This window comes from Bacillus sp. FJAT-50079 (assembly GCF_018343515.1).
Lineage (GTDB): Bacteria > Bacillota > Bacilli > Bacillales > Bacillaceae_C > Lederbergia.
Map to the genome: position 1 here is coordinate 131,443 of NZ_JAGYPD010000006.1, position 25,446 is coordinate 156,888.

The 25,446-nt window shown below is 39.4% G+C and carries 27 protein-coding genes; 24 read left to right on the forward strand and 3 right to left on the reverse strand.

What is annotated here, in order from left to right:
- The first annotated feature begins 5 nt into the window (after window positions 1–5).
- From KHA95_RS16825 to KHA95_RS16885, 14 genes are all read left to right on the forward strand, one after another.
- Window positions 6–701 carry a LysM peptidoglycan-binding domain-containing protein gene (locus KHA95_RS16825; RefSeq protein WP_213138720.1) on the forward strand — a complete coding sequence of 232 codons (696 nt, stop codon included), beginning with the start codon at window positions 6–8 and terminating at the stop codon, window positions 699–701.
- Window positions 702–793: 92 nt separating this feature from the next.
- A complete protein-coding gene (locus KHA95_RS16830) occupies window positions 794–1,243 on the forward strand; it encodes a DUF2663 family protein (RefSeq protein ID WP_213138721.1) in 450 nt (149 codons plus the stop codon).
- Between the two features lie 98 nt (window positions 1,244–1,341).
- A complete protein-coding gene (locus tag KHA95_RS23200) occupies window positions 1,342–1,473 on the forward strand; it encodes a hypothetical protein (protein ID WP_283248181.1) in 132 nt (43 codons plus the stop codon).
- Window positions 1,474–1,684: 211 nt separating this feature from the next.
- Window positions 1,685–2,104, forward strand: a complete 420-nt coding sequence (gene nikR, locus KHA95_RS16835) for a nickel-responsive transcriptional regulator NikR (protein ID WP_213138722.1) — start codon at window positions 1,685–1,687, stop codon at window positions 2,102–2,104.
- 22 nt (window positions 2,105–2,126) lie between these two features.
- Window positions 2,127–3,734, forward strand: coding sequence for an ABC transporter substrate-binding protein (locus KHA95_RS16840; protein WP_213138723.1), 1,608 nt, complete (start codon window positions 2,127–2,129; stop codon window positions 3,732–3,734).
- A gap of 59 nt (window positions 3,735–3,793) precedes the next feature.
- Window positions 3,794–4,738, forward strand: coding sequence for an ABC transporter permease (locus KHA95_RS16845; protein ID WP_213138995.1), 945 nt, complete (start codon window positions 3,794–3,796; stop codon window positions 4,736–4,738).
- Window positions 4,735–5,568: an ABC transporter permease gene (locus KHA95_RS16850; protein ID WP_213138724.1), complete on the forward strand. Its 834-nt coding sequence runs from the start codon at window positions 4,735–4,737 to the stop codon at window positions 5,566–5,568. The genes KHA95_RS16845 and KHA95_RS16850 overlap by 4 nt, the downstream gene beginning before the upstream one ends.
- A gap of 23 nt (window positions 5,569–5,591) precedes the next feature.
- A complete protein-coding gene (locus tag KHA95_RS16855) occupies window positions 5,592–6,515 on the forward strand; it encodes an ABC transporter ATP-binding protein (RefSeq protein ID WP_213138725.1) in 924 nt (307 codons plus the stop codon).
- Window positions 6,505–7,116 (forward strand): ABC transporter ATP-binding protein, encoded by a 612-nt coding sequence (locus tag KHA95_RS16860; protein WP_213138726.1) that lies wholly within the window; start codon window positions 6,505–6,507, stop codon window positions 7,114–7,116. Before KHA95_RS16855 ends, KHA95_RS16860 begins: the two co-directional genes overlap by 11 nt.
- Window positions 7,117–7,949: 833 nt before the next feature.
- The gene (locus KHA95_RS16865; protein ID WP_213138727.1) at window positions 7,950–9,353 is read left to right on the forward strand and encodes a cytochrome ubiquinol oxidase subunit I; all 1,404 of its coding nucleotides are present in this window, start codon (window positions 7,950–7,952) and stop codon (window positions 9,351–9,353) included.
- The gene (gene cydB / locus KHA95_RS16870) at window positions 9,340–10,353 is read left to right on the forward strand and encodes a cytochrome d ubiquinol oxidase subunit II (protein WP_213138728.1); all 1,014 of its coding nucleotides are present in this window, start codon (window positions 9,340–9,342) and stop codon (window positions 10,351–10,353) included. Before KHA95_RS16865 ends, cydB begins: the two co-directional genes overlap by 14 nt.
- On the forward strand, window positions 10,353–12,074 hold the full coding sequence (gene cydD, locus KHA95_RS16875) for a thiol reductant ABC exporter subunit CydD (protein ID WP_213138729.1): 1,722 nt from the start codon (window positions 10,353–10,355) through the stop codon (window positions 12,072–12,074). Before cydB ends, cydD begins: the two co-directional genes overlap by 1 nt.
- The gene (gene cydC / locus KHA95_RS16880) at window positions 12,071–13,798 is read left to right on the forward strand and encodes a thiol reductant ABC exporter subunit CydC (RefSeq protein ID WP_213138730.1); all 1,728 of its coding nucleotides are present in this window, start codon (window positions 12,071–12,073) and stop codon (window positions 13,796–13,798) included. Before cydD ends, cydC begins: the two co-directional genes overlap by 4 nt.
- Window positions 13,799–13,817: 19 nt before the next feature.
- Window positions 13,818–14,153, forward strand: a complete 336-nt coding sequence (locus KHA95_RS16885; RefSeq protein WP_213138731.1) for a zinc ribbon domain-containing protein YjdM — start codon at window positions 13,818–13,820, stop codon at window positions 14,151–14,153.
- A gap of 550 nt (window positions 14,154–14,703) precedes the next feature.
- Here KHA95_RS16885 and KHA95_RS16890 read toward each other — a convergent pair.
- The 3 genes from KHA95_RS16890 to KHA95_RS16900 all read right to left on the reverse strand — a co-directional run bounded on the left by KHA95_RS16890 (window position 14,704) and on the right by KHA95_RS16900 (window position 15,868).
- Window positions 14,704–15,273, reverse strand: coding sequence for a manganese catalase family protein (locus tag KHA95_RS16890; RefSeq protein ID WP_213138732.1), 570 nt, complete (start codon window positions 15,271–15,273; stop codon window positions 14,704–14,706).
- Window positions 15,274–15,380: 107 nt separating this feature from the next.
- Complete coding sequence (locus KHA95_RS16895; RefSeq protein WP_213138733.1) at window positions 15,381–15,641, reverse strand: spore coat protein CotJB; 261 nt, start codon at window positions 15,639–15,641, stop codon at window positions 15,381–15,383.
- Window positions 15,638–15,868, reverse strand: coding sequence for a spore coat associated protein CotJA (locus KHA95_RS16900; protein ID WP_213138734.1), 231 nt, complete (start codon window positions 15,866–15,868; stop codon window positions 15,638–15,640). Before KHA95_RS16900 ends, KHA95_RS16895 begins: the two co-directional genes overlap by 4 nt.
- 130 nt (window positions 15,869–15,998) lie before the next feature.
- Between KHA95_RS16900 and KHA95_RS16905 the strand changes: the two genes are divergently transcribed.
- The 10 genes from KHA95_RS16905 to rpsA all read left to right on the forward strand — a co-directional run bounded on the left by KHA95_RS16905 (window position 15,999) and on the right by rpsA (window position 25,304).
- On the forward strand, window positions 15,999–16,772 hold the full coding sequence (locus KHA95_RS16905; protein ID WP_213138735.1) for a metallophosphoesterase: 774 nt from the start codon (window positions 15,999–16,001) through the stop codon (window positions 16,770–16,772).
- Window positions 16,773–16,830: 58 nt separating this feature from the next.
- Window positions 16,831–17,403 (forward strand): adaptor protein MecA, encoded by a 573-nt coding sequence (locus KHA95_RS16910; RefSeq protein ID WP_213138736.1) that lies wholly within the window; start codon window positions 16,831–16,833, stop codon window positions 17,401–17,403.
- Between the two features lie 118 nt (window positions 17,404–17,521).
- Window positions 17,522–18,511, forward strand: a complete 990-nt coding sequence (locus KHA95_RS16915) for a YpdA family putative bacillithiol disulfide reductase (protein WP_213138737.1) — start codon at window positions 17,522–17,524, stop codon at window positions 18,509–18,511.
- Between the two features lie 121 nt (window positions 18,512–18,632).
- Window positions 18,633–19,316 carry a glutamic-type intramembrane protease PrsW gene (gene prsW / locus KHA95_RS16920; RefSeq protein ID WP_213138738.1) on the forward strand — a complete coding sequence of 228 codons (684 nt, stop codon included), beginning with the start codon at window positions 18,633–18,635 and terminating at the stop codon, window positions 19,314–19,316.
- Between the two features lie 86 nt (window positions 19,317–19,402).
- Window positions 19,403–20,188 carry a spore cortex-lytic enzyme gene (gene sleB, locus KHA95_RS16925; RefSeq protein WP_213138739.1) on the forward strand — a complete coding sequence of 262 codons (786 nt, stop codon included), beginning with the start codon at window positions 19,403–19,405 and terminating at the stop codon, window positions 20,186–20,188.
- Between the two features lie 15 nt (window positions 20,189–20,203).
- Window positions 20,204–21,553, forward strand: a complete 1,350-nt coding sequence (gene ypeB, locus KHA95_RS16930; RefSeq protein WP_213138740.1) for a germination protein YpeB — start codon at window positions 20,204–20,206, stop codon at window positions 21,551–21,553.
- Between the two features lie 483 nt (window positions 21,554–22,036).
- Window positions 22,037–22,687 carry a flagellar brake protein gene (locus tag KHA95_RS16935; protein ID WP_213138741.1) on the forward strand — a complete coding sequence of 217 codons (651 nt, stop codon included), beginning with the start codon at window positions 22,037–22,039 and terminating at the stop codon, window positions 22,685–22,687.
- A gap of 71 nt (window positions 22,688–22,758) precedes the next feature.
- Entirely contained in the window at window positions 22,759–23,442 is a 684-nt protein-coding gene (cmk, locus tag KHA95_RS16940; RefSeq protein ID WP_213138742.1) for a (d)CMP kinase, read from the forward strand.
- Window positions 23,439–24,023 (forward strand): lysophospholipid acyltransferase family protein, encoded by a 585-nt coding sequence (locus KHA95_RS16945; protein ID WP_213138743.1) that lies wholly within the window; start codon window positions 23,439–23,441, stop codon window positions 24,021–24,023. The genes cmk and KHA95_RS16945 overlap by 4 nt, the downstream gene beginning before the upstream one ends.
- A gap of 147 nt (window positions 24,024–24,170) precedes the next feature.
- Window positions 24,171–25,304 carry a 30S ribosomal protein S1 gene (gene rpsA / locus KHA95_RS16950; RefSeq protein WP_213138744.1) on the forward strand — a complete coding sequence of 378 codons (1,134 nt, stop codon included), beginning with the start codon at window positions 24,171–24,173 and terminating at the stop codon, window positions 25,302–25,304.
- The last annotated feature ends 142 nt before the right edge of the window (window positions 25,305–25,446 follow it).

Genomic DNA, 25,446 nt, shown 5'->3' on the forward strand with positions numbered 1-25,446 from the left:
AAAATATGGATAAAGATAAAAAATATACACCGTATGAGTCCAAGGACGATGCTGAGAAGTCAAATGGAACAGCATCAAGGGTTGAACTTCACGGACATAAATATAAAAAAAGAAAAACGCGTAAAAAAAATATGGATAAAAAGCAATCAAAAAAAATAAAAATTTCGATTCCGTTTATTTTATTAATCCTTCTGCTTTTATTGCCAATTATATATTATTCATATTCTTACTTTGCGAAGCAGCAGCCATCTCAAGCAGCTAACACGAGTCGTGTTGGAGAACATATTTCCTTTGAGAAGAAACCAGCTATTGACGCTAAGGAAAAAGAAAAAGCTGAGCAAGCTGATCGGGAAGAAGCGGAGCGACAAGCAGAAGAGGAAGCGAAGCAAAAAGCCGAAGAAGAAGCCAAACAAAAGGCTGAGGAAGAAGCAGAACGAAAAGCTGAAGAAGAAGCAATGAAGAAAAAAGAGGAAGAGGAGAAAAGGGCGGAAGAAGAACGAATCGCGAAGGAACAGGCTGAAAAAGAGCAAAAACAAGCAAAGACGGTTTATCATACCGTTCAAGCCGGAGAAACCCTTTATCGAATTTCTAACCACTATTACAATAGCCAAAGTGGGATTGAAAAGATCCGCCAAGCAAACGGCATCGTTGAAAATGAGATTTCCGTGGGACAACGATTAGTCATTCCTCTCGATGAATGAATCATAAATTAATGGACTAGCTCATATGATGAAGTGAAGTACACGCTTCATTCCGTTATTGATTTTCGGGATAAGAGCTGGGGGCGTTGAAGATGGATTCCATTATCCGCGAGAAGGAAGTGGACGAAGCAACAAATCAAATGTTGCAAAATCTTATTAAGAAAAAATTAAAATCAAATCGCTACAAAACCATTCATTTTATTTTATTAACTTTCGCAACAATGTATAGCATCTCCGCTTTCTATTATGTGTACACACATCTCGTTGGGACGAATCAGCAATCTGTCCTTGATACAATTTCTATTCTATTGAGTCAATCATTGTTCTTCTATCTTGGCTTGATTGGATGCATTCTGTTTGGTGCTGTTAAAATTTACTTTGATAAAAAAGAGAAGGCTGAAAAAGAATTTCATGATCTTCGCTGTGAAATCATTGATAAAAGCAAAGATTTATGGAAAGAAGAAAGATGGCGAAATCGCCACACGATATATGCCCATCTAAAAAAGCAATATGACATCAATCTTTACCATGAAAGCAAATGAAACGGAAATAAATGAGAACTGCTATTTTTAGCCATGAATGAGTGCACCTGTTTTCCTCCATCATATATATGAACGGCAAGAAAAGGAGGAAATGGCATATGAGTAGCAAAAGGGATAAGGGATATAGCCAGAAGGGAAAACCGAACAGTGATACGATTAAACCGATGATTGCTGCTGAGGATTTAGAAAAAGCGATCCATCCAACAAAACGCCAAAATTCTAAGCAGTAATATAAAGACAATCCAGCTTCTATATAAAAGTTGGATTGTCTTTTTTGTGTTACGAATGGGAATAAAAATGTTACTTGCTTCCTTCATAAGAAGTAAGAATTGATTTCATAAATATAAGATGATAAAGTATGATTATTGTTTGTTTTTACATAGTTATGCACGATCGTGTTACGAAAGTTAGTTATCGTGTTACTGGGGGAGGAAAGTTAGTATGGACCATTCTACATTAAAAAGATTTAGCGTGTCGATGGAAGGACAGTTATTGCAAAAGTTTGATCGTTTAGTGAGTGATAAAGGGTACGAAAATCGCTCAGAAGCTGTACGTGATCTTGTACGTGATGCGCTTATTCAACATTCTTGGGAAAAAGATGAGCAAGTTGTAGCAGGATCGATTCTTTTATTTTACGATCACCATCAGCGCAATTTGCTAGATGAAATGACAAATATTCAACATAGCATGCATGATAATATCATTGCCACAACGCATTTTCATTTGGATCATTCGAATTGTCTTGAGCTGATTATTGTTAAAGGGAAAGCAAAAGAAATTCAGCAACTAAGCAATAAATTAACAAGTTTAAGAGGTGTGCAATACGGAAAATTTACAGTTGCACCGATTGAACATATTTAAGCAATTGACGGAGGGGAAGGAAATGGGTAAAAAATTTATTGGAATTATAATACTAGTCATTTTTATGCTAGTTGGTTGTAATCAAGCAAATCAACAAAATGATGATAGTAATAAAAATAACAAAAATGAAAAAGATGAACTCGTTTTAGCCTTTGGCTCTGAGCCTGAAGCGGGATTTGATCCGACAACAGGATGGGGACGCTATGGATCACCATTATTTCAGAGCACATTATTGAAAAGAGATGACCAACTTCAAATTGTCAATGATCTTGCGACAGGCTATGAAGTCGATGAACAAGATAGAAAGACATGGACGGTAACTTTACGGGATGATGTGAAATTTTCAGATGGAGAGCCATTAACAGCGGAGGATGTTGTTTTTACATTTGAAACGGCGCAGTCAAATGGATCTGTTGTTGATTTGAATATATTGGAAAAGGTGGAGGCGATCGATGAACATATAGTTAAGTTTACGTTGAAAGAGCCTCAATCAACGTTTGTTAATACGTTAGCTGCAACAGGAATTGTTCCTAAGCATGCTTATTCGGCGGATTATGCGGAAAATCCAATCGGTTCCGGTCCATATAAGCTCGTTCAATGGGATAAAGGGCAGCAATTAATTGTTGAGGCCAACCCGGAGTATTACGAAAAAAGCCCTTATTTTAAAAAGCTAACCTTTTTATTTTTAGGCGAGGATGCGGCATTTGCTGCTGCTCAGTCAGGAGAGGTTGATATTGCTTATATTCCCGCAGCATTCAGCCAAAAAGAGGTTGCCGGTATGAGACTTGAAGCAATAAAAACAGTTGATAATCGAGGGGTTGCTTTTCCGGTTGTAAAATCAGGAGAGGTCACAGAAGATGGTTTACCAATCGGAAATGATGTAACGGCAGATTTGGCGATACGTCAGGCGATTAATATCGCGGTTGACCGTCAAGCACTTGTCGATGGTGTGTTAGAAGGCTATGGAACACCGGCATACACTTCCGTTGATCAGCTACCTTGGTGGAATCCCGAAACGGTAATTGAAGATGCCGATATGGATACTGCTCAACAGTTGCTGGAAGAAGCCGGATGGAGTGATACGGATGGTGACGGCATCATTGAAAAAGATGGTTTGAAGGCTGAATTCAGCCTATATTATCCAGCGAGTGATGTGATTAGACAATCGCTTGCGATCACAGTTGCGGATATGGTAAAACCTTTAGGAATTCAGGTAAATCTTGAAGGAGCAAGTTGGGATATCATAGGGAAAAACATGTACTCAAGCCCGGTTTTAATGGGCTGGGGCAGTCATGATCCTCATGAAATGTACAATATTTATGGCAGTGAAAATGCTGGAGTAGATTATTATAATACTGGCTTTTATAAAAATGAAACGGTTGATAACTATTTTCATCAAGCATTAGGTGCTTCAACAGAAAACGAAGCGATAGAGTTTTGGAAAAAAGCACAATGGGACGGAACGACGGGATACAGTGCAAAAGGTGACGCTGCTTGGGCTTGGCTCGTAAATATTGACCATCTATACTTAGTAAAGGATGGATTAGATATTGGAGAACAAAGAATTCATGTACATGGTCATGGGTGGCCAGCGACAGATAATATCGTCGATTGGAAGTGGAGTAAGTAACAGTGCGCAACAACATGTTTAAAAGGATAGCGATGTTTATTTTGTTGAAAGGCTTGCGAATGGCAACTTTATTATTCGCCATTTGTCTGATTTCCTTTCTATTAATTAAAAATTCTCCGATCGATCCAATCCAAGCGTATATCGGTGCCGATATGTTAAAGGTTGGACCAGAGCAGCGCGAGAAAATTGCGGAATATTGGGGGCTTAATCAACCGCTCATGACCCAGTTTTTGAACTGGGGTTCCGCTTTGCTCGCGGGTGATCTAGGGACTTCAATGATTTACCGTCGGCCCGTCGCTGATATAATCGGCGAACGATTTTTGAATTCTCTCGCACTTATGGCGATCGCTTGGCTATTATCAGGAATTATTGGCTTTGTGATGGGGATTTTTGCGGCGATGAAAAAAGATACATGGATCGATCGCTTGATTAAATGGTATTGTTATACACTAGCCTCAACGCCGACGTTTTGGATGGGGCTGCTTATTCTCATTGTTTTTGCCGTCTGGCTCCGTTGGTTTCCAGTTGGTCTAGGAGTTCCCGCCGGGGTGCTTGCGCATGATGTGACGCTGCTTGATCGCATTGAACATCTCATTCTACCTGCACTGACATTGAGTATGATTGGGGTAGCAAACGTTGCCCTTCACACTCGTCAAAAATTAGTTGATGTGCTCGCTAGTGACTATATATTATTCGCTAGAGCGCGAGGAGAGCGCGGCTTCGTCTTATTTTGGAGACATGGATTGCGCAATGTTGCGCTGCCTGCTATTACACTTCAATTTGCCGGATTTAGCGAACTATTCGGTGGTGCAGTGCTGGCTGAGCAAGTATTTTCTTATCCGGGTTTAGGTCAGGCAACGGTTGAAGCGGGATTAAGAGGAGATGTTCCGCTTTTATTAGGTCTTGTTCTCTTTAGTTCCATTTTTGTTTTTGGTGGTAATCTTCTTGCTGATTTTATTTATCTTGTTTTAGATCCACGGATGAGGGAGGAGAAAACCGTATGATCTCATCCCTCAAAATCAATCGAAGACGGAAGACGGTCATTACGATTATAATTGCCGTTGTTTTTTTAATCAGTATTTTCTTATTAAGTACCTTTCTGGATGAAGGAAAGATTGCGTCAAATCTTGATCAGCGAAACGCAGCCCCATCGTTCGCCCATTTATTTGGCACGGACTGGTTAGGAAGAGATATGTTTACACGTACGATGAAGGGCTTGTCTTTAAGTATTCAAGTTGGTCTAATCGGTGCAATTGGTAGTGCAACGATCGCTTTTCTTCTCGGCATGGGGGCTGCTACAATGGGGAAAATGACCGACCGTTTTATTTCCTGGCTTATCGATCTTTTTCTAAGCGTGCCGCATCTCGTTACGCTCATTCTTATTGCGTTTACATTAGGCGGTGGATTGAAGGGGATCGTCATTGGTTTAATGCTTACGCATTGGCCAAGTCTTGCTAGGGTCATTCGGGCGGAAGTGATGCAAGTTCGTTCAGCGGAATATGTGCAAATTTCACGAAAAATGGGAAAACCGCGTATCTGGATTGCATTCCATCATATATTCCCACATATTTTGCCGCAAGTTATCATTGGTTTTATGCTTTTATTTCCTCATGTCATTTTACATGAAGCGGCCGTAACATTTTTAGGCTTAGGGTTGTCACCGCATGAACCAGCCATTGGAATTATTTTATCAGAATCAATGAAGTACTTATCTTCAGGCATGTGGTGGCTTGCGTTTTTTCCGGGGCTTTGTTTATTAATCATCGTGCGGACGTTTGATCTGATTGGGGAACAATTACGCCTTCTGATCGATCCAATAAGGGCCCATGAATGATTTGAAGTAAGAGGAGGTTTTCAATGTCCGTTCTTAAAGTTGAACAATTATCGGTATCGTTTACGCAATATACGAGCGGTTTAAAACGCAAAACATACCGAGTTATATCGAGTTTAGATGTAGCACTAGAAGAGGGAGAAATTCTTGCGGTCGTAGGAGCAAGTGGGTCAGGGAAAAGCTTGCTTGCGCACGCCATACTTGGTATTCTTCCGAATAATGCACGTATTAACGGTTCGATCAGTTATATGGGTGAGAAGTTAACAGCTGATCGGCAGGCGGCATTAAGAGGGAAAGAGATTGCTCTTATTCCACAATCTGTGAATTATTTAGATCCGCTTATGCGCGTTGGTAAGCAAGTGCGCACAGCGGTGAACGGAGCAGATCCAGTAGCAGCGCAGAGAGACGTGTTTCAGCGTTATCATCTACAACAAGAGGTTGAGCGTATGTACCCGTTTCAACTATCTGGGGGTATGGCAAGAAGAACGCTACTGTCAACGGCAGTTGTAAGCGGAGCAAAGGTAATCATCGCTGATGAACCTACGCCTGGCCTTGACCCTATCGTCATAAAAGAAGCATTAAGCCATTTTCGTGAACTGGCTGATGCTGGCTGTGCGGTTATGCTCATTACGCATGATATTGAATCAGCATTACAAATCGCTGATAAAATCGCGGTTTTTTATGCAGGCACAACCGTCGAAATTGCTCCAGTCGAAGATTTCTCCGATCAGGGGGAGGCATTGCGCCATCCGTACAGCAAAGCATTATGGCGTGCGTTACCGCAAAATGACTTTATTCCAATTTCTGGTTCACAGCCACTTTCAAGTGCATTGCCATCAGGGTGTTTATTTGCACTGCGCTGTCCGCTTGCAACGGCAGATTGCTCGAAAGCACAACCGGAAATGAGGGAGCTGCGTAATGGAACGGTGAGGTGTATATATGCAACTTGAAGCAAAGGGAGTCGGATTTCGTTATGGAAATGGCCCTTGGCTATTCCGTGGCGTTGATTTTACATTATCACCGGGAGAAATAGTCGGTATAACCGGGCCGAGTGGCCGTGGGAAAACGAGCTTCTGCCGTATATTAGCTGGGTTTGAAAAAGCAAACGAAGGAACGATCACTTTTAATGGGGAGGACATCGCTCAAAAAGGATATCATCCGATTCAACTCGTCTTTCAGCATCCGGAAAAAGCAATTAATCCACGTTGGAAAATGGAGAAAAGTCTTCAAGAAGGATGGAAGCCTGATCAAGAATTGCTGAACAAATTAGGGATTGAGCAAGCGTGGTTAAAACGTTGGCCAAATGAGCTATCTGGCGGAGAGTTACAACGATTTTGCGTTGCTCGAGCATTAGGCCCAGATACTCGTATTTTAATTGCCGACGAAATGACGACGATGCTCGATGCCATTACTCAGGCACAAATTTGGCACGCCGTTCTTGATATTGCAAAGCAACGAAATATGGGAATCATTGTCGTTAGTCATGAAGCAAAGCTAATGAATCGACTATGTGATCGAATCATTGATTTTGATTCCCTTCAACAGCAGTAAAATAAATAGTTCAGTTTTTATAAAGATACAGTAGAGGCTGGGACATAGCTAAAGTGATCCATTCCCATTGGTGAACAATGCAATACCTTAGCGAAGTATATTTCCGGAGCGAGTCATTTGCAGTTGCTAGCGTTCGTATTTTTGATTTGATATTATTGAGCGAACGATTGGTAACAAAAGAAGATGACATCGTTAGGGTGAAAAATAAAAAACAAAAAAATATAGACGTTAAAAACGCTTGGAGATGATTTTTTTCCAAGCGCTTATTTGTTATCTAGCGTACTATGTCAAATACTTGCTTGTGGACAATTTCGACTGGAGCAATCTACGTCTAGCTCCAGTCGCTCAGCGACTAGCAAACTTCACTCTTCTTCCAACGATAAGTCAACATCGACTCATTATTGGACGTGTGCCTGCACGATGCAGGTCACAACGGCGTTGCCAAAGGATGTGGCGGTTTTAGCCATTGATCCCATAGAATCTCGTCAGAATCGCGAAAGGAAGTACGCGCTAAACGGGCGCTTGCGCTTTTGTTCTGCTAATGGTGAAGGGGAATATCAACTGTAGATTTGACAATTTCTCCACACTACTATCAAAGTGGCTAATTGAAATGGATAATTAAGTTTAATCTGTTACAATTAACAATAATTATTACTGTAACAGCGTTGTTAAAATCGAATATTGAACGAATTGTGAAGTTTATATAACAGACATAAAAAAGTAATAATACAGAGTTACTTAATTTGTAACAAAACTTTGTTTGAAAGTTCACAAACAAAACACCCTCCATAGTTATACTAGTAGTATCGATGGAAATTTGGAGGGATACATATATGGATGCAGTCTTGTTAGCAAGAATTCAATTTGCTTCTACAACATTGTTTCATTTTATCTTCGTACCTTTATCAATCGGTCTAGCATTATTAATTGCGATCATGCAGACGATGTATGTTATAAAAAGAGATGAAGTTTATTTAAAGATGACGAAGTTTTGGAGTGTTTTTTTCCTAATTAATTTTGCAGTTGGAGTTGTTACAGGGATTATTCAAGAATTCCAATTTGGGATGAATTGGTCCACTTATTCTAGATTTGTCGGAGATATTTTTGGAGCACCATTAGCAGTTGAGGCATTGTTAGCCTTTTTTATGGAATCGACATTTATCGGTCTTTGGGTGTTTGGCTGGAATCGCCTGCCGGAAAAAATTCATTTAGCATGTATTTGGCTCGTTTCAATCGGAACGATCGCTTCAGCCTTTTGGATTCTAGCCGCTAACTCCTTCATGCACAATCCCGTCGGTTTTATTATTCAAAATGGGCGGGCGGAAATGAATGATATTATCGCTTTGCTTACAAACGAAAAATTATGGGTTGCATTTCCACACACTGTTTTCGGTAGTTTTGCAACAGGTGCGTTCTTTATCATTGGTGTGAGTGCATGGAACATGTTAAAGAAAAGAGATGTTGACTTCTTTAAGAAGTCAATGAACATCTCACTTGTACTTGGTTTAATTTCCGGGCTTGGCCTTGCTTTTTCCGGCCATTCCCAAGCAACATATTTAATGCATGCACAGCCAATGAAAATGGCGGCAGCAGAAGGGTTATGGGAAGATAGTGGAGATCCGGCCGCATGGACGCTCATTGCCAATATTGATGTTGAAAATAAGGAAAGCACAAGCAGAGTTGAAATTCCTTATTTATTAAGTTATTTAGCATTTAGTGAATTTAAAGGTAAAGTAGAAGGAATGAACACATTACAAGCAAGATATGAGGAGCAGTTTGGTGAAGGTAATTATATGCCTCCTGTTAAAACAACTTTTTGGAGCTTCCGCATTATGGCTGGAACGGGAGGCGTCTTACTATTACTAAGCTTAACCGGCTTATATTTATCCTATCGAAAAAAGCTAGTTTTTAGTACAAAATATTTAAAATGGCTCGTTCCTGCAATATTCCTTCCGTTTATTGGGAATTCATTTGGATGGATCATGTCCGAAATTGGCCGGCAGCCATGGGTGGTCAATGGGTTGATGAAAACAGAGGACGCGGTTTCTCCGAACGTATCAGCCGGACAAATCTTATTTTCACTTATTTCCTTCTCGACGATCTATACATTACTCGCTATTGCGATGGTCTATTTATTTATTCGGGTGATCAAGCAAGGACCGCATGAAAAACGTAAAGATGATGTCTCAGCATCAGACCCGTTTGAAACAGGAGGGATGGAACATGCAGTTAAGTGAAATATGGTTTGTATTAATCGGTGTTTTATTCGTAGGATTTATGTTTCTTGAAGGGTTTGACTTCGGTGTTGGAATGAGTACAAAGTTTCTCGCTAAAAATGATCTCGAAAAGCGTGTGCTTATCAATACGATTGGACCATTTTGGGATGCGAATGAAGTTTGGCTAATTACAGCAGGTGGGGCAATGTTTGCTGCATTTCCTCATTGGTATGCGACATTATTCAGCGGCTATTATTTACCGTTCGTTCTTCTTTTACTTGCTTTTATTGCAAGAGGTGTTGCTTTTGAATTTAGAGGGAAGGTTGATTCCAAGCGGTGGGTGCAAACATGGGATTGGTCGATTTTCATTGGCAGTATTTTACCGCCATTTTTACTCGGTGTCATGTTTTCGAGCTTAATTAAAGGTTTGCCAATTGATGAACAGATGAATATGTATGCAGGCTTTTTTGATATTGTTAATGTGTATACGATTGTTGGTGGACTTGCGTTCGTTGCATTAAGCTATTTGCATGGACTGATGTTTATTAGTTTAAAAACGACCGGCTCTATTCGTGAACGCGCTAGAAAAGAGGCGCAAAAAATTTACGTGGTTAGCGGTATGATCCTCGTCGCTTTTACCGTATTAACCGCCGCATATACCGATGCTTTTTCTGAAAAAGGGTATATATTAATCCCGATCTATGTGATCGTTCTATTGTTATATAGCTTATTATTCTTTCTTTTACGTAATAAATCTGAACGACTTAGTTTTACGATGACCGGATTGATGATTATTCTTGTTATGACCACTTTCTTTATCTCGTTATTCCCAAATGTCATGATCAGTTCATTAGACATCGCTTATCATATGACGATTTATGAAGCAGCATCAGGGGATTATTCGCTTAAGATTATGACGATTGTGGCGGCGACAATGATCCCGATTGTTCTCGCCTATACGATTTGGAGCTACTATGTTTTCCGTAAGCGTGTGACAGATAAGGGGCAGCTAGAATACTAATGGACAAACATTTATTGCGTTATAAAGGTAGTAAAAAAATAATGGCTTTCGTTGGGGTATTGACGCTCGCTCAAGCAGCTGCGGTCATTTTCCAAGCATTATTTTTAGCGAAGGCAATTACACAATTATTCCATGGGACTGTATTACAGGCAGTCCTGCCTTCGTTTTTTATATTTTTGATCGCATATAGTTTACGGCATTTTATCCAATGGGGAAAAGAACGACTCGCTTATCAGTTTGCCGAAAAAACAGCTGCTTCATTTCAAGAGCAGCTTATCCGAAAAATATTTGAACTTGGCCCACGCACTGTTGGCAAACATGGATCAGGAAATCTCATTACACTATCATTAGAAGGCGTTTCCCAATTTAAAACGTATTTACAATTATTTATTCCTCGCTTCATATCGATCGGAATCATCCCGCTGTCATTATTTTTAGCCATTTTTACTGTCGATCGAATGTCCGGGATCATTCTTGCGATTGTTTTCCCGATTTTAATCGCCTTTTTAATACTACTCGGCTTTGCCGCACAAAAACAAATTGATGCGCAATTGGACACGTATCGTTTATTATCGCGACATTTTGTTGATTCTTTGCGCGGACTTGTCACGCTAAAATATTTAGGACGAAGCAAGTCGCACCAAAAATCAATTGAAATTGTTAGTAATAAATACCGAATTGCGACGAACCGTACGTTGCGCGTCGCTTTTTTATCTACGTTTTCATTGGACTTCTTTACAAGCTTATCTGTTGCGGTCATTGCGGTTGAGCTGGGATTGCGTCTTATTCATGGACAGATTGGTCTTGAAGCCGCATTAGTGATCTTAATATTAGCCCCGGAGTATTTTCAGCCTGTTCGTGATCTTGGCAATGATTATCATGCAACAATGGATGGTAAAGAAGCGGGGGAGCAAATCCATCGTTTGCTAGCTGAGAAAACAATTGTTCAGACTCAAACTGAAAATGTCCCGAGATGGACGAATAACAGTGAAATGCAGTTCAGTCAAATTCATAAGCGTTCAGAAGAGGGGCGCGACATATTACGAAAGATCGATCTGCACGTGAAAGGATTTCAAAAAATTGGCATTGTCGGTGCCTCAGGTGCCGGGAAATCAACATTGATCGATATCATATCTGGGTTTACACAACCAACGGCTGGATCTATCTCAATCGATGGTGTTGATGTTTCACATTTAACATTGAAAAGTTGGTATGATCAAGTGACGTATATTCCACAGCATCCATACATTTTTTCTGGAACGATTGCAGAAAATATTAGTTTTTATGAACCGAATGCGAAACGGACAGAGATTGAACATGTTTGTAAAATGACAGGGCTCGAACAATTAATCGCGAGATTTCCAAACGGACTTGCTGAAAAGATTGGTCAAGGAGGGAGAACATTAAGCGGGGGAGAAGAGCAGCGAGTTGCACTTGCCCGCTCATTGCTGCAAAAACGTCCCGTTCTCATTTTTGATGAACCAACTGCCCATCTAGATATTGAAACCGAGCATGAGTTAAAAGAAATGATGCTTCCGATATTAAACGATAAGCTTGTCTTTTTTGCCACTCATCGCTTGCATTGGATGAAGGATATGGACATGATTTTCGTGATTGATAATGGGCAAATTGTTGAAACAGGAACACATGAGCAATTGGCTGAAAACGCGACGGTTTATAAACGCCTCATCCATGCTCATCAAAGGGGAATGAAGCAATGAATTTATTTCAAGCTTATATTATGCCATATGTAAAAAAATACAAAGGTTTAATCGGTGTAACGATTTTCCTAGGATGTTTATCTGTTTTATCAGGGGCAATGTTAACTTTTACTTCTGGCTATTTAATTTCTCGAGCCTCGGAAATGCCGGCAACGATCTTGCTTTTGTATGTCCCGATTGTCGGCGTGCGCACATTCGGTTTATCACGCGCTGTTGCCCGCTATTTGGAGCGTCTAGCTGGACATAATGCGGTGTTAAAAATCTTATCTGAACTACGTGTGAAATTATATCGAATGCTTGAGCCCCAAGCATTATTTATTCGCTCCCGCTTTCAAACAGGAGATTTACTTGGAACTTTAGCGGATGATATCGAACATTTACAGGACGTTTACATTCGCACGATTTTTCCAACGGTGATTGGCTTATGTTTATTCGTTTACGCGATTACAATGTTGGCGCTTTTTGATTGGTTATTCGCGATTTGGATCGGATTATGCTTAAGTGTAATCGTGTTCGTTTACCCGCTAATATCGTTATATATGCTGAAAAAAAGACAGAGAGAATCAAAGCAAAAACGAGCTTACTTGTACCGTTTATTTACGGATGCGATCTTTGGATTAACCGATTGGATGATTAGCGGCAATAAAGAGCAATGGATTCGCGATTTTATGGAAGGGCATAGAAAGAGTGATCGTGTTGAAAAGAAATTAGCCTATTGGAGCCAATCACGCCAATTACAATTGCAGATTTTCGCAGGTTTCCTTGTTTTACTTGTCGGACTTTGGGCTGGGATTAAAGCTGAGCAAGGTGTGATCGCACCAACGTATATTGCCGCCTTCACATTGGTTACCTTGCCAATTCTTGAAGGATTGCTGCCACTTTCGCACGCAATTGAACGAATTCCCGCTTATTATGAATCACTTCAAAGGATTGATTCCATTCAGCAATTTGTTCCTGAAGAACAAGAAGTGAAAAAACAAATACAAACGAGTGAAAAGGCGAATATTGCCATTGAACATTTGTTTTATCGGTATAATGGGGAAGGAGTGGATGCAATCCACGATCTTTCATTATACATTCCTTTCGGGAAAAAAATCGCCTTGCTCGGGAAAAGTGGAGCAGGAAAATCAACTTTACTTCAACTATTGCAAGGAGCAATTGGACCTACTGCGGGAAAAATATCGATCAATGATCAGCTACCCGTATATTATGGAGAACATATTTCTGATATGATGGGAATATTGAATCAAAAACCTTATTTATTCGCAACAACGGTGGAAAATAATATACGATTAGGCAATCAGGAAGCGACAAAAGAAGAAATCGAATCTGTGATGAAACAAGTAAAATTAGATACGTATATTCACTCGCTCCCCAATGGTTTGCAAACGCAAATGGAGGAAACGGGGCAGCGCTTTTCAGGTGGAGAAAGACAGCGAATTGCATTGGCACGAATTTTATTGAAAAATACGCCGATCGTCATTCTCGATGAGCCAACGGTCGGTTTAGACCCTGAAACAGAATATGAATTAATTGAAACGATTTTCAGCGCATTAAAAGATAAAACAATTATTTGGATTACCCATCACTTAATTGGGATCGAGCGTGCAGACGAGATTTTATTTTTAGATGAAGGGCGGATCGCGATTCAAGGAACGCATGAGGAACTAATTCAAACAAATGAACGCTATCAAATGCTATATAAGCTTGATCGCGGACAATAAACAGATGGAGGAAAAAAAGATGTCAAATATACCAACTTGCCCACAATGCCAATCAACATACACATATGAGGATCGAGGTTTATTCGTGTGCCCTGAGTGTGGACACGAATGGGGCTTAGAAACGACGAATACGGATGCAGAATTGCTGTTTAAAGATGCAAACGGTAACCCGCTTAAAGACGGGGATACAGTTACTGTTATTAAGGACTTAAAAGTAAAAGGAAGCTCATCGGTCATTAAAATCGGAACGAAGGTAAAAGACATCCGATTAGTTGATGGTGATCATAATATCGATTGCAAAATCGCCGGATTTGGTGCGATGAAGTTGAAGTCAGAGTTTGTGAAAAAGGTGTAAAAGGATTACTAAATATACTAAAGACCCCTTCATTTTGTGGAAATGTAAGGGGCAGTTTTAATTTGAAATTATAATATATTATAACTTTTTGGTTCTGACACAGTGTTTCTAACTGGCATATTTTACTGGGAGTTCAGTGAGATCTAAAAGGAAATGAATCGTTTTTTCATGGAGATAAAAAAAATGCAAACTTATTCCATAAGGCGTCTTCTAATGACCCGTTGCTTGTTTAAAATAGTCACATGCGGATATGCTACCTTTATTTAAAGACTCATGTTTTTTGATAAAAAAATGAAAGTATAAATTTTTCGTTGATTTCATTTTGAAGTAGCATATTCTTGTCTAGCGCCAGCCACCCAGCGACTAGCTAACTTCGCTCTTTTTCTTGGGATAAGTCAACATTGGCTCAATCTTCTCCTTGTTTCCTTTATCTCGATTGACGGTCGACTAAGATTGCCTACTTCCTGTGGCAACGCCGACGCACCAACATCCTGTTGGCGCAGCTTGTACGTTGCTAAACAGCGCTTGCCATTTTCTTATTATTTGTCCATTAAAAAATCTTCTTCCGATCTCGTTCCTCCTTTAAAATTTCAACGGCTTCTCTAAATCTTTGTGAATGTATAATTTCTCTTTCTCGTAAGAAGCGCAGACCATCATTCAAATCAGGATCATCACTCATATTAATGATCCATTGATACGTAGCCCGGGCCTTTTCTTCTGCCGCAATATCCTCATAAAGATCAGCAATCGGATCTCCTTTAGCTTGGATATAGGTCGCCGTCCATGGAACTCCACCGGCATTTTCATAATATAATGCTTTTTCGTGATTGGCGTAATGAGCACCGAGTCCGGCTGCGATCATCTGATCGGGGGTCGCATCTTTTGTCAGCTTGTATACCATCGTCGCAATCATTTCGAGATGTGCAAACTCTTCGGTCCCAATATCTGTTAGTAGACCGATGACTTTATCAGGAATCGTATAGCGCTGATTTAAATATCTGAGCGCTGCGGCCAATTCGCCATCAGCTCCGCCATATTGTTCGATCAAAAACTTGGCGAGCATCGGATTGCATTGACTTACTCTAACGGGGTATTGTAGCTTCTTCTCGTACACCCACATTTTCGGAAAAACCTCCTTGCTTACTCATATTTAAAGCGCGGAACGTGAATTCCTCAATTAATCAGACAATTACCGATTAAGCACTGAAATTGATGATAAAAATATTGCTAAACTTGCCATGGCCAAGGGGCTTCTTTCCAATCCCACGGATATTGCGAATAGCTATATCCAAAGTTCGTTAAGGCTCCGAAATCTTTTTCAAACTGTCGTTTAATTGCTTTTCTTTTATGAACAAATGTATTATATTGCTGGATCGCATCTTGGTCATTAGGATGTGTATCTAAATAAAGCGTTAATTCTACAATGACAAAATCAACGGTTTGCAGTTCTTCAAGCTGCTTGTAATATTCTGGAGGCACTTGCCTCATTGCTTTTCCTCCTCTCTCGCTCGTTCGTATGGACTGTAATACGGGTCGTAAAAAGCTTTCCAAAGCGTGCCTTTTCTCAATGCTTCGTGTGGAGTGAATTGTGGTAAGTTGGTCGGCTGAAAGCCCATAAATAAATTGGGCGGTGTGGAATATGTTTTCGTTGTGATTGGCGGACATGGATCAAACGGGCTTATATACGGTTTATATGTTCTATAAAAGCTTGGCATATTAATTACCTCCTTTACCATTCCTCGCTACATTGTATGGGAGATAGCTTGGTTACATTCCGCGTTCTGAATTGCGCGTTTTTCCTGTATAATAGTAAAGAAATGAAAATAGATAAAAATAGGTGATTAGATGGAAGTTGTTGTAATCATTATGTTTTGCATTGGAATCATCGCCTTAGGGTGTTATATGTTTTGTCAGGCATTTTCTAATCATCTTAAACAAGAGCAACTATCATTCAGTACCTTTCCGAAAAAATTTGGAAAGCTTACGATTTTTTTTATTTCTGATATTCATCGTCGACGTATCCATCCATCTTTGATTGAGCGTGCGAAAAATAAGACTGATATAGTTGTCATTGGTGGAGATTTAGCGGAAAAAGGAGTTCCTTTACAACGGGTGAAAGAGAATATTATCTTGCTAAAACAGCTAGGTCCAGTCTATTTTATTTGGGGGAATAATGATTACGAATTAAACTATGGAGAGTTTACTTTGCTGCTAGAATCGTTGGATGTTATCATTCTGAAAAATAAAACTGAAGTACTCGAGCGAAATGGTGAGAAGATTCTATTCGTTGGTGTTGATGATATGTCACAATATCCGGAACGGATTGATGTAATGTTGAACAAAATGGCGGATATTTCATTTAAGATTGTACTTGCTCATAATCCGAAGTTTATTGAAACATTTAGTGACGAAGAGGATGTTTCACTCATGCTATCTGGACATACACACGGAGGGCAGATTCGTCTATTTGGCTTTGGACCATATGAGCATGGAGGAGTGAAACAAATTAATGGGATGACGCTTTTCGTTAGTAATGGATATGGAACATCCCTTTTGCCACTCCGGCTCGGTGCAAAGCCAGAGGCGCATTTAATTACATTGGAACATCGAATGTCATGAACCATCCGCATCGCTCTTCATAATATGAAGATAAGAGCAATATTCAGGGGGTGGTTTCATGAAGCTGGAACGGATATCACCAAATCAAATTAAATATTCCATTACATTTGAAGAATTGACACTGAAAGGCTTTATCCATGATGAAATGCTAAAAGAATCATATATTTGGGATGATTTATTTGAAGATATGCTTGATGAAGCAAGCAAATTATTTGAGTTGGACGAATGTGAAGCAGTTGCGATTGAGATTTATTCTTTAACTTCGCAAGAGCTCGTTTTAATCGTCACATTAGATGATGAAACGGTAGAATCATCTAATTTGCCTTCATATAATGAAAAACGTTATTCTGATCGAAAGCATGTTGTCTTTGAATTTATGGATATTGAAGATTGGATTTCGCTTTCGAAATCAATCGATATAGGCTCGAAGTACAAATTGAAAAGTTCACTATACATGTTCAAAGGAGCATACTATCTCATCCTCACATTTGTCGATGCTTATCAAGAAGGGATAGTAGCTCAGTGCGAGGAATACGGAAGAACAACAGTCATCACTGAAGCAATTTTAGATGAGTATGGAATGGCGGTTTGTCATGATAAAGCATTTGAAACATTCCAACAATATTTTTAAAAATATATTAACGATTACATTTGAATTCGAACAATTTCATTGCACTCGTTTTTGAAATCTCCTATCATTATGGTTAGGAGATTTTTCACATGATTGATTAGATAGGGGAGTATACGCTTTGCAAAAAGAAGATTGTATTGTCATTGGTGGCGGGCCGTGTGGGTTAGCAGCGGCAATTGCCTTAAAGAAGATAGGAAAAAATCCGTTAGTTATTGAAAAGGGAAATATTGTAAATGCGATTTATCAATATCCAACACACCAAACGTTTTTCAGTTCCAGCGAAAAGCTGGCGATTGGTGATGTTCCATTTATTACAGTTGAACGTAAGCCATATCGAAATCAAGCATTAACCTATTATCGTGAGGTCGTGAAAAGTCATGAATTGCGCATTCACCGCTTTGAAAAGGTTGAACATGTTAAGCGAGAGGAACATGATTATTTTACAGTAAGAACGAATAAACAAATTTATGGTACGCCATATGTTGTCATTGCTACTGGTTACTATGATCATCCTAATTACATGAATGTACCTGGAGAAAAGCTTGATAAAGTTCTCCATTATTTCAAAGAAGGCCATCCTTATTTTGATACAGATGTGGCAGTCATTGGCGGAAAAAATTCAGCAGTTGACGCTGCTCTTGAATTGCATAAGGCCGGGGCTCGTGTCACTTGTATTTATCGAGGGGCGGATTATTCATCAAGCGTTAAGCCATGGATCATCCCTGAATTTATTTCGCTTGTGAAAAGCGGAGAAATAAAAATGGAATTCAATGCTCATGTGAAAGAGATAACAGAAAATACGCTTAAGTATAGTGTGAATGACGAAGAAAGGGAAATCACCAATGATTTCGTTTTTGCGATGACAGGCTATCATCCAGATCATCAGTTTTTAACAAATATGGGAGTTGCTATTGATCCTTCAACAGGTAGACCAAGCTTTAATGAAGATACGATGGAAACGAATGTCCCTCATCTTTTTATCGCTGGAGTGATTGCTGCTGGAAATAATGCAAATGAGATTTTCATTGAAAATGGACGATTCCACGGCAGTCAAATTGCCAAAGCAATTCAATTAAACGAAGAATCTCTGCTGTTAACGAATGAATAGTTAAAAGTGATTCTAAAAAGGATCAATTTTCAATTTTGACTGAGCTTACAAAAAATATCCAATGTTCTTTCACGAATATCCGTGTTACGATAAGGGAAACGGAAAGAAAAGAGAGTTGCATATGCTTGTCATTGTTTCAGCAGGCATTGCTCCGGGACTTGCCTTGCTTAGTTATTTTTATTTAAAAGATCAGTATGATCAGGAGCCAATTATTACAGTTTTTAAAGTGTTTATGTTTGGGGCAATTATGACGTTTCCGATTATGTTTATTCAGTATGTGATCGGTGTAGAGGGTATATTTCAAAGCAAAATATTGAGCTCTTTTTTTTCGGCTGCTTTGCTTGAGGAATTTTTTAAATGCTTTATGCTATTTTTAGCTGTTTATCAACATGCCGATTTTGATGAACCGTATGATGGAATTGTGTATGGTGCAAGCATGTCCTTAGGGTTTGCAACGGTGGAAAATATTTTGTATTTAATTGCCAATGGGTTGGAATTCGCGTTTGGTCGTGCGCTCTTTCCGGTTTCAAGCCATGCCTTATTCGGTGTTATCATGGGGTATTATTTCGGTAAGGCAAAATTTCATCGACAAGACCGCAGGCGTATTTGGATGTTTCTATCGTTTTTTATTCCATTTCTATTACATGGGCTGTATGACTATATTTTATTAGCTGAAGAAAAATGGTTATACTATTTATTCCCTTTTATGTTTTTCCTTTGGTGGTTTGGATTAAAAAAGGTAAAGGCAGCACATCTTTTAACAAAAAAATACAATAACGAAAAAGCACAACCTTTTCATTTTTAAAAGGTTGTGCTTTTTCGTATGAATAAATCTCCTTTTTTTTCAAAAACTACTTTCTAAGAAAATAAATGTTGGAGGGTTTCCAAAAAATGAAGAATAGCAAAATAATGAGCCTGATCTTTGTATTATTCTTATGTGCCCTGACGATTTCGGCCCAGCATCCTGATGATACAAAGGCGTTCACGAATCAAGTCATTCAACAAGGTGCTGTTGGCGATGACGTGATAGAACTCCAAGCACGCCTACAATATTTAGGTTTTTATAACGGTAAAATTGATGGTGTCTTTGGCTGGGGTACATATTGGGGGCTGCGAAACTTTCAATATGAATTTGGAATGAAAGTCGATGGATTGGCTGGCGCGGACACGAAAGCCAGGCTTGTAAAGGCCTCTGAATATCGGAAAGATTATGTAATGGGGCAAATTCAAAAAGGACAACCATTTACACATTACGGTGGAACAACGAATACTGCCGGACAAACGGAGTCACAAACGAAGGCGACAAACACTCCTGCTGGCTTTTCGCAAAATGATATTGCTTTAATGGCGAATGCTGTTCATGGTGAAGCGCGTGGAGAACCTTATGAAGGGCAAGTCGCGGTCGCGGCTGTTATTTTAAACCGGGTAAATAGTCCATCATTCCCGAATACTGTTTCTGGTGTTATTTTTGAGCCACGAGCTTTTACAGCCGTTGCAGATGGCCAGATTTGGTTGACGCCAAATGAAACATCGAAAAGAGCCGTTTTAGATGCGATTAATGGCTGGGATCCATCGACAGGCGCATTGTATTATTTTAACCCGGATACAGCAACAAGTGCTTGGATTTGGACAAGACCGCAAATTAAGCAAATTGGCAAGCATATTTTTTGTAAATAATGGAGGTGAGGAGACATGATTAGAACCATTTTGATAGCAGTGTTAACTGTTGGAGTGATTGGGTCAGCATATTGGGGTTATCAAGAGCATCAGGAAAAAAATGCAATCCTTATCAATGCAGAGAATAATTATCAGCGAGCATTTCATAATTTGACGTATCAAATGGATTTATTAAATGACAAAATTGGGTCAACATTAGCGATGAACTCAAAAAAGTCACTATCACCGACTTTGGCGGATGTTTGGAGAATTACTTCTGAAGCAAGGGGAGAAGTTGGACAATTGCCTCTCACGTTAATGCCGTTTAATAAAACGGAAGAGTTTCTAACGAATATCGGAAACTTTAGTTATCGAACGGCAGTCCGTGATCTAGATAATGAGCCGCTTTCAGATGAAGAGTACGCAACATTGAAAAAGCTGTATAAGCAAAGTAATGATATTCGCGGTGAATTGCGAAATGTTCAGCATCAAGTATTAAAGAATAATTTGCGCTGGATGGACGTCGAGACTGCATTAGCGTCCGGAAAAGAAGCGGCGGATAATACAATTATCGATGGTTTTAAGACGGTGGAAAAGCAAGTGGAAGGGTATGATGAAGAAAATTTTCAAGATACGGCAATCGTATCTTTTAAGAAAAAAGATGAAAATTACGATCATATAACAGGAAAAACAATTACCGAAAAAGAAGCGGTACAATTGGCACAAAAATATGCGGCAATGAAAACAGTCGAGCAATCTGTCGTAGCCGAAAATGGAAAAGGGGCCAATTACGGATTTTATAGTGTTAACCTTGATGATGGCAATGGTAATAGTGCAAGCCTTGATATTACAAAAAAAGGCGGATATCCCGTCTGGTTTATGAACCATCGTGACATCGGCGAGCAAAAACTAAGTTTGCATGATGCACAAGTAAAAGCAGAACAATTTTTATCATCACATGACTATGAACAATTACAGCTAACTGAGAGCACTCAATATGATTCGATCGGATTATTGACATTCACATCTGTCCAAGATGGGGTAACGATTTATCCAGAATCCATTAAAATTAAAGTCGCTTTAGACAATGGGCAAATTATCGGATTTGCTGCTGCCGATTATTTAAAAGGAAAAAAAGAACGAAAAATGACAGAGCCTGTTCTCACTCTTGCGGATGCGAGGGGATTTATAAACGAAAATGTGCGTGTGATGGAAAACCGATTAGCGATCATTGTCAATGATCTTGGCGAAGAAGTATTATGTTATGAATTTATCGGAACGATGGACGATGACACATATCGTCTTTATATTAATGCTGAAAATGGGATTGAGGAAAAAGTAGAAAAGCTACAAAATGCAGAAACCGTATACGAGGATATTATTTAATCGATGAATGTGGGCGGAGAAAACCGCCCGCATTTTTTATGTGCTTGAAAATAGATGTTTCATCTATCTAATAATGTTGGTTTCCGCACCTGCGGGATGTGCGAGACAGGTGAGACCTGCAAGGCGCGTTTAAGGAACAAAGCCTAAATTCGCCACATCGTGTGGCAACGGCTTCGTGACCAACATCCTGTTGGCCCGAAGCGGCTCACCGCTCGCCCTGTGGAAAGCGAAGTGCATGGAGCGCAAATCAACATCCAAGTTCAGCGTAGAATGAGTAAAATTGATGAAGGCTTCAATGAAAGTCGTTTTTTTCCCAACCTTTTCAACAGCTCTATAAAACAAATTAAAAAAACTTGACTAGAGGTTCTCTTGAAAAATACGCTTAGCTGTGATGAAAAACGGTAGACTTAAAAACAATTGTGGTGGAAACACATCTTCTGACATGCGATAATAGTACTAAGTATTCGACAGGATGTGGAGCGGATGTTAAAAATCGGAATGGAAATAATGATTGAATTACATAACCAAGGAAAGGAAGAAACGTATAAATCGAAAATTGCGGATATACGTGATAACCAAATTTACATTCAATATCCATTAAACATTGAGACGAACAGAACGTCTTATTTGCCAGCAAATATTACTATGTATGCAAATTTCGTTTCCGAAAATTTGACTGCATACACGTTTCGAACATATGTAAACGGACGAATACGAAACCCTGTTCCAATGCTTATTCTTCATTATCCAGGACGGGATAACTTAATGAAAATTCAGCGCAGAGAATACGTAAGAATAGCTGTTTCAGTTGATGTTGCTTGTGAATTTTCAGAAAGTGGTTCGAAATTCGCGACAGTGACGGAAGATTTTAGTGCTGGCGGCTGTCTAATTATCATACCTTCAACAACAAACGTTCATCAAGGTGAATCAGGGAAAATTTGCGTCGTCTTAGTGATGAAAGATCAAGAGTACCATTATTTAGAGCTTTCTTGTAAAATAAAAAGGATTTTCGAAAAAGAGGGGATGAAATATGCGTCAATCCAATTTATCGATAATCAAAAATATGAGCAACAGCTCATTCGCTTTTGTTTTGAAAAGCAAGTAGAATATCGTAAAAAGGGGATAGATATTTGAATCATTTTATGAAATGATTTTAAATAGAAAAGGTAGTTTTAAATTTTAATAACGATAAGCAGGTGAACGTGTTGGTACAAAAGAAAATTAGCATTGCCATCGATGGCCCAGCAGCAGCTGGAAAAAGTACTGTCGCGAAAAGGGTGGCAGAACAATTATCATATATTTATGTCGATACGGGGGCAATGTATCGGGCTTTTACGTATAAGACCCTTCAGGAGAAAGTGGATATTCAAAATGAAGGATATTTGGAAGAACTTCTCGCGAAGACGAAAATCGAGTTGAAAGCTAGTGTGAGTGGACAGCTTGTTTATTTGGATGGTCAAGATGTAACGGAACGCATTCGTCAATCCGATGTAACAAATGCTGTGTCAGCAGTAGCGGCATCAAAAGCCGTTCGCCTTGATTTAGTTGAACGCCAACGTCAATTTGGAAAAAACGGTGGTGTTGTCATGGATGGGAGAGATATTGGGACGAGTGTGCTTCCCGATGCGGAATTGAAAATCTTTTTGCTAGCAAGTGTGGAAATACGGGCTCAGCGCAGATACGAGGAAAATAAAGCGAAAGGGATTACTACCGATTTAGAGGAATTGATGAAGGAGATTGAGCTTCGCGATAAGCAAGATTCCGAGCGAGAAATCTCACCGCTAGTGAAAGCGGACGATGCAATCGTGATTGATACATCTCATCTTTCCATTGACGAAGTGAAAAATGAAATATTGACGCTGGCAAGAGAAAGGATCGAAGAAAAATGAGTTTTTATGCTTTTGCGAAGGCGGTAACGAAATTTATTTTAAGCTCGCTTTATCGAATCGAAACGGTTGGGACTGAGAATTTTCCGAAAGAAGGCGGTGTCTTGCTTTGTCCGAACCATATCGATAACCTTGACCCTCCGATCATAGGATTTACATCACCACGACCTGTCTATTTTATGGGGAAGGCCGAATTATTCAAATATGCTTGGTCAAAAAAATTGATGGAGAGCATTAAGGTGTTCCCGGTAAAAAGAGGGATGAGTGACCGAGAAGCATTAAGAACAGGATTAAAATTTTTAAAATCTGGCGAAGTTGTCGGACTTTTTCCTGAAGGTACGAGAAGTAAGACGGGAGAGTTAGGAGAAGGGCTTGGTGGAGCTGGGTTCTTTGCGCTCAGATCGAATGCGCATGTTGTCCCATGTGCGATTATTGGTCCTTATAAACCTTTTAGGAAATTAAAAATCGTCTTTGGTCAGCCGATCGATTTTACAGAAATGCGAAACAATAAAGCATCAGCAGAAGAAGCAACAAAAGTCATCATGGCGGAAATTAAAAAGTTACTGGAAAAGCACCGTTCGTGAATTCATTTACTTGACAAAATCCAGTATTTATAAGAAGTTAGTAACAAGGTAATTATTTCGAATTATGTGAGGATTTATGAAACCGATAAATGAAAATGATGAATGAGTATCCTTGCAGCATTTTTTAAGTTGATAGGAGGAGTACATATGTCTGAGGAAATGAATAATGTTGAAGTTAGAAGCTTTTCAGAAGGCGACAGAGTAAAAGGAACTGTTACAAAGATTGAAGAAAAGCAGGTCCTTGTAGATATTGAAGATAGCAAAGTTGATGGAATTATTCCGATCAGCGAACTTTCAAGTCTCCATATCGAAAAAGCATCGGATGCTGTAAAAGAAGGAGAAGTTCTTGACTTGATCGTTACGAAAGTAGAAGAGGAATTGCTTGTGCTTTCAAAACGAAAAATCGATGCTGAAAAAGCATGGGAAGTTCTGGAAAGCCGTTATCAAAACCAAGAAGTATTTGACGCTGAAGTGAATGAAGTCGTCAAAGGTGGGCTCGTCGTTGATCTTGGGGTAAGAGGTTTCGTTCCAGCATCAATGGTTGAAGACCATTATGTGGAAGACTTTGCAGATTATCAAGGCAAAACATTATCATTTAAAATTGTCGAATTAGATCGGGAGAAAAATAGACTGATTTTATCTCACCGAGTAGTTGTAGAAGAAGAAAAGAGCAAAGAAAAACGCGCATTATTAGAGAAGCTTGAAGCTGGTCAAGTATTGGATGGAACAGTACAACGATTGACTGATTTCGGTGCCTTTGTTGACATTGGTGGTATCGATGGGCTTGTTCACATTTCTCAACTATCACATGAGCATATTGATAAGCCTGCTGACGTTGTCACAGAAGGTGAAAAAGTACAAGTAAAAGTATTGTCAGTTGATCGTGACAACGAAAGAATTTCTTTATCGATTAAAGAAACACTTCCAGGACCATGGGCAAATATTGCCGAGAAAGCTCCACGAGGAACTGTGCTCGAAGGAACGGTCAAGCGTCTTGTCTCGTTCGGTGCTTTTGTTGAAGTATTCTCTGGTGTTGAAGGGCTTGTTCATATCTCGCAAATTTCCCATAAACATATCGGCACACCTCATGAAGTGCTGAAAGAAGGACAAAGTGTGAAAGTGAAAGTTCTTGATGCGAATGAAAATGAACAACGCCTATCATTAAGCATGAAGGAACTTGAAGAAAACGAACAACAAAAGGATTATGAGCTTCCTGAAGAATCAAAAGGTTTCCAGTTAAGTGATATGATCGGCGATAAATTAAAAAACTTTAAAAACTAAAGATGATTGTAGAAAAGAAGGTCTGTTCTTCCAATTGGGAGTTCAGACCTTTTTAAATAAACTAATTATGTAGTGTCCAGATATTTTTCGAGTTCGTGCCCTCAGAACCGATGAACTTAGGTTGCCTTTCTAAGCTTCTCCA

Excerpts from the sequence above, each read along its gene's own strand:
- KHA95_RS16945 (WP_213138743.1), top strand. The coding sequence starts at position 23,439 with ATGAGTTTTTATGCTTTTGCGAAGGCGGTAACGAAATTTATTTTAAGC.
- KHA95_RS16825 (WP_213138720.1), top strand. The coding sequence starts at position 6 with ATGGATAAAGATAAAAAATATACACCGTATGAGTCCAAGGACGATGCT.
- prsW (WP_213138738.1), top strand. The coding sequence starts at position 18,633 with ATGCTTGTCATTGTTTCAGCAGGCATTGCTCCGGGACTTGCCTTGCTT.
- sleB (WP_213138739.1), top strand. The coding sequence starts at position 19,403 with ATGAAGAATAGCAAAATAATGAGCCTGATCTTTGTATTATTCTTATGT.
- KHA95_RS16885 (WP_213138731.1), top strand. The coding sequence starts at position 13,818 with ATGTCAAATATACCAACTTGCCCACAATGCCAATCAACATACACATAT.
- KHA95_RS16840 (WP_213138723.1), top strand. The coding sequence starts at position 2,127 with ATGGGTAAAAAATTTATTGGAATTATAATACTAGTCATTTTTATGCTA.
- KHA95_RS16850 (WP_213138724.1), top strand. The coding sequence starts at position 4,735 with ATGATCTCATCCCTCAAAATCAATCGAAGACGGAAGACGGTCATTACG.
- nikR (WP_213138722.1), top strand. The coding sequence starts at position 1,685 with ATGGACCATTCTACATTAAAAAGATTTAGCGTGTCGATGGAAGGACAG.
- KHA95_RS16935 (WP_213138741.1), top strand. The coding sequence starts at position 22,037 with ATGTTAAAAATCGGAATGGAAATAATGATTGAATTACATAACCAAGGA.
- cydB (WP_213138728.1), top strand. The coding sequence starts at position 9,340 with ATGCAGTTAAGTGAAATATGGTTTGTATTAATCGGTGTTTTATTCGTA.
- KHA95_RS16910 (WP_213138736.1), top strand. The coding sequence starts at position 16,831 with ATGAAGCTGGAACGGATATCACCAAATCAAATTAAATATTCCATTACA.
- ypeB (WP_213138740.1), top strand. The coding sequence starts at position 20,204 with ATGATTAGAACCATTTTGATAGCAGTGTTAACTGTTGGAGTGATTGGG.
- KHA95_RS16865 (WP_213138727.1), top strand. The coding sequence starts at position 7,950 with ATGGATGCAGTCTTGTTAGCAAGAATTCAATTTGCTTCTACAACATTG.
- KHA95_RS16830 (WP_213138721.1), top strand. The coding sequence starts at position 794 with ATGGATTCCATTATCCGCGAGAAGGAAGTGGACGAAGCAACAAATCAA.
- rpsA (WP_213138744.1), top strand. The coding sequence starts at position 24,171 with ATGTCTGAGGAAATGAATAATGTTGAAGTTAGAAGCTTTTCAGAAGGC.
- KHA95_RS16845 (WP_213138995.1), top strand. The coding sequence starts at position 3,794 with ATGGCAACTTTATTATTCGCCATTTGTCTGATTTCCTTTCTATTAATT.
- cydC (WP_213138730.1), top strand. The coding sequence starts at position 12,071 with ATGAATTTATTTCAAGCTTATATTATGCCATATGTAAAAAAATACAAA.
- KHA95_RS16855 (WP_213138725.1), top strand. The coding sequence starts at position 5,592 with ATGTCCGTTCTTAAAGTTGAACAATTATCGGTATCGTTTACGCAATAT.
- KHA95_RS16900 (WP_213138734.1), bottom strand. The coding sequence starts at position 15,868 with ATGCCAAGCTTTTATAGAACATATAAACCGTATATAAGCCCGTTTGAT.
- KHA95_RS23200 (WP_283248181.1), top strand. The coding sequence starts at position 1,342 with ATGAGTAGCAAAAGGGATAAGGGATATAGCCAGAAGGGAAAACCGAAC.
- KHA95_RS16905 (WP_213138735.1), top strand. The coding sequence starts at position 15,999 with ATGGAAGTTGTTGTAATCATTATGTTTTGCATTGGAATCATCGCCTTA.
- KHA95_RS16895 (WP_213138733.1), bottom strand. The coding sequence starts at position 15,641 with ATGAGGCAAGTGCCTCCAGAATATTACAAGCAGCTTGAAGAACTGCAA.
- cydD (WP_213138729.1), top strand. The coding sequence starts at position 10,353 with ATGGACAAACATTTATTGCGTTATAAAGGTAGTAAAAAAATAATGGCT.
- KHA95_RS16890 (WP_213138732.1), bottom strand. The coding sequence starts at position 15,273 with ATGTGGGTGTACGAGAAGAAGCTACAATACCCCGTTAGAGTAAGTCAA.
- KHA95_RS16860 (WP_213138726.1), top strand. The coding sequence starts at position 6,505 with ATGCAACTTGAAGCAAAGGGAGTCGGATTTCGTTATGGAAATGGCCCT.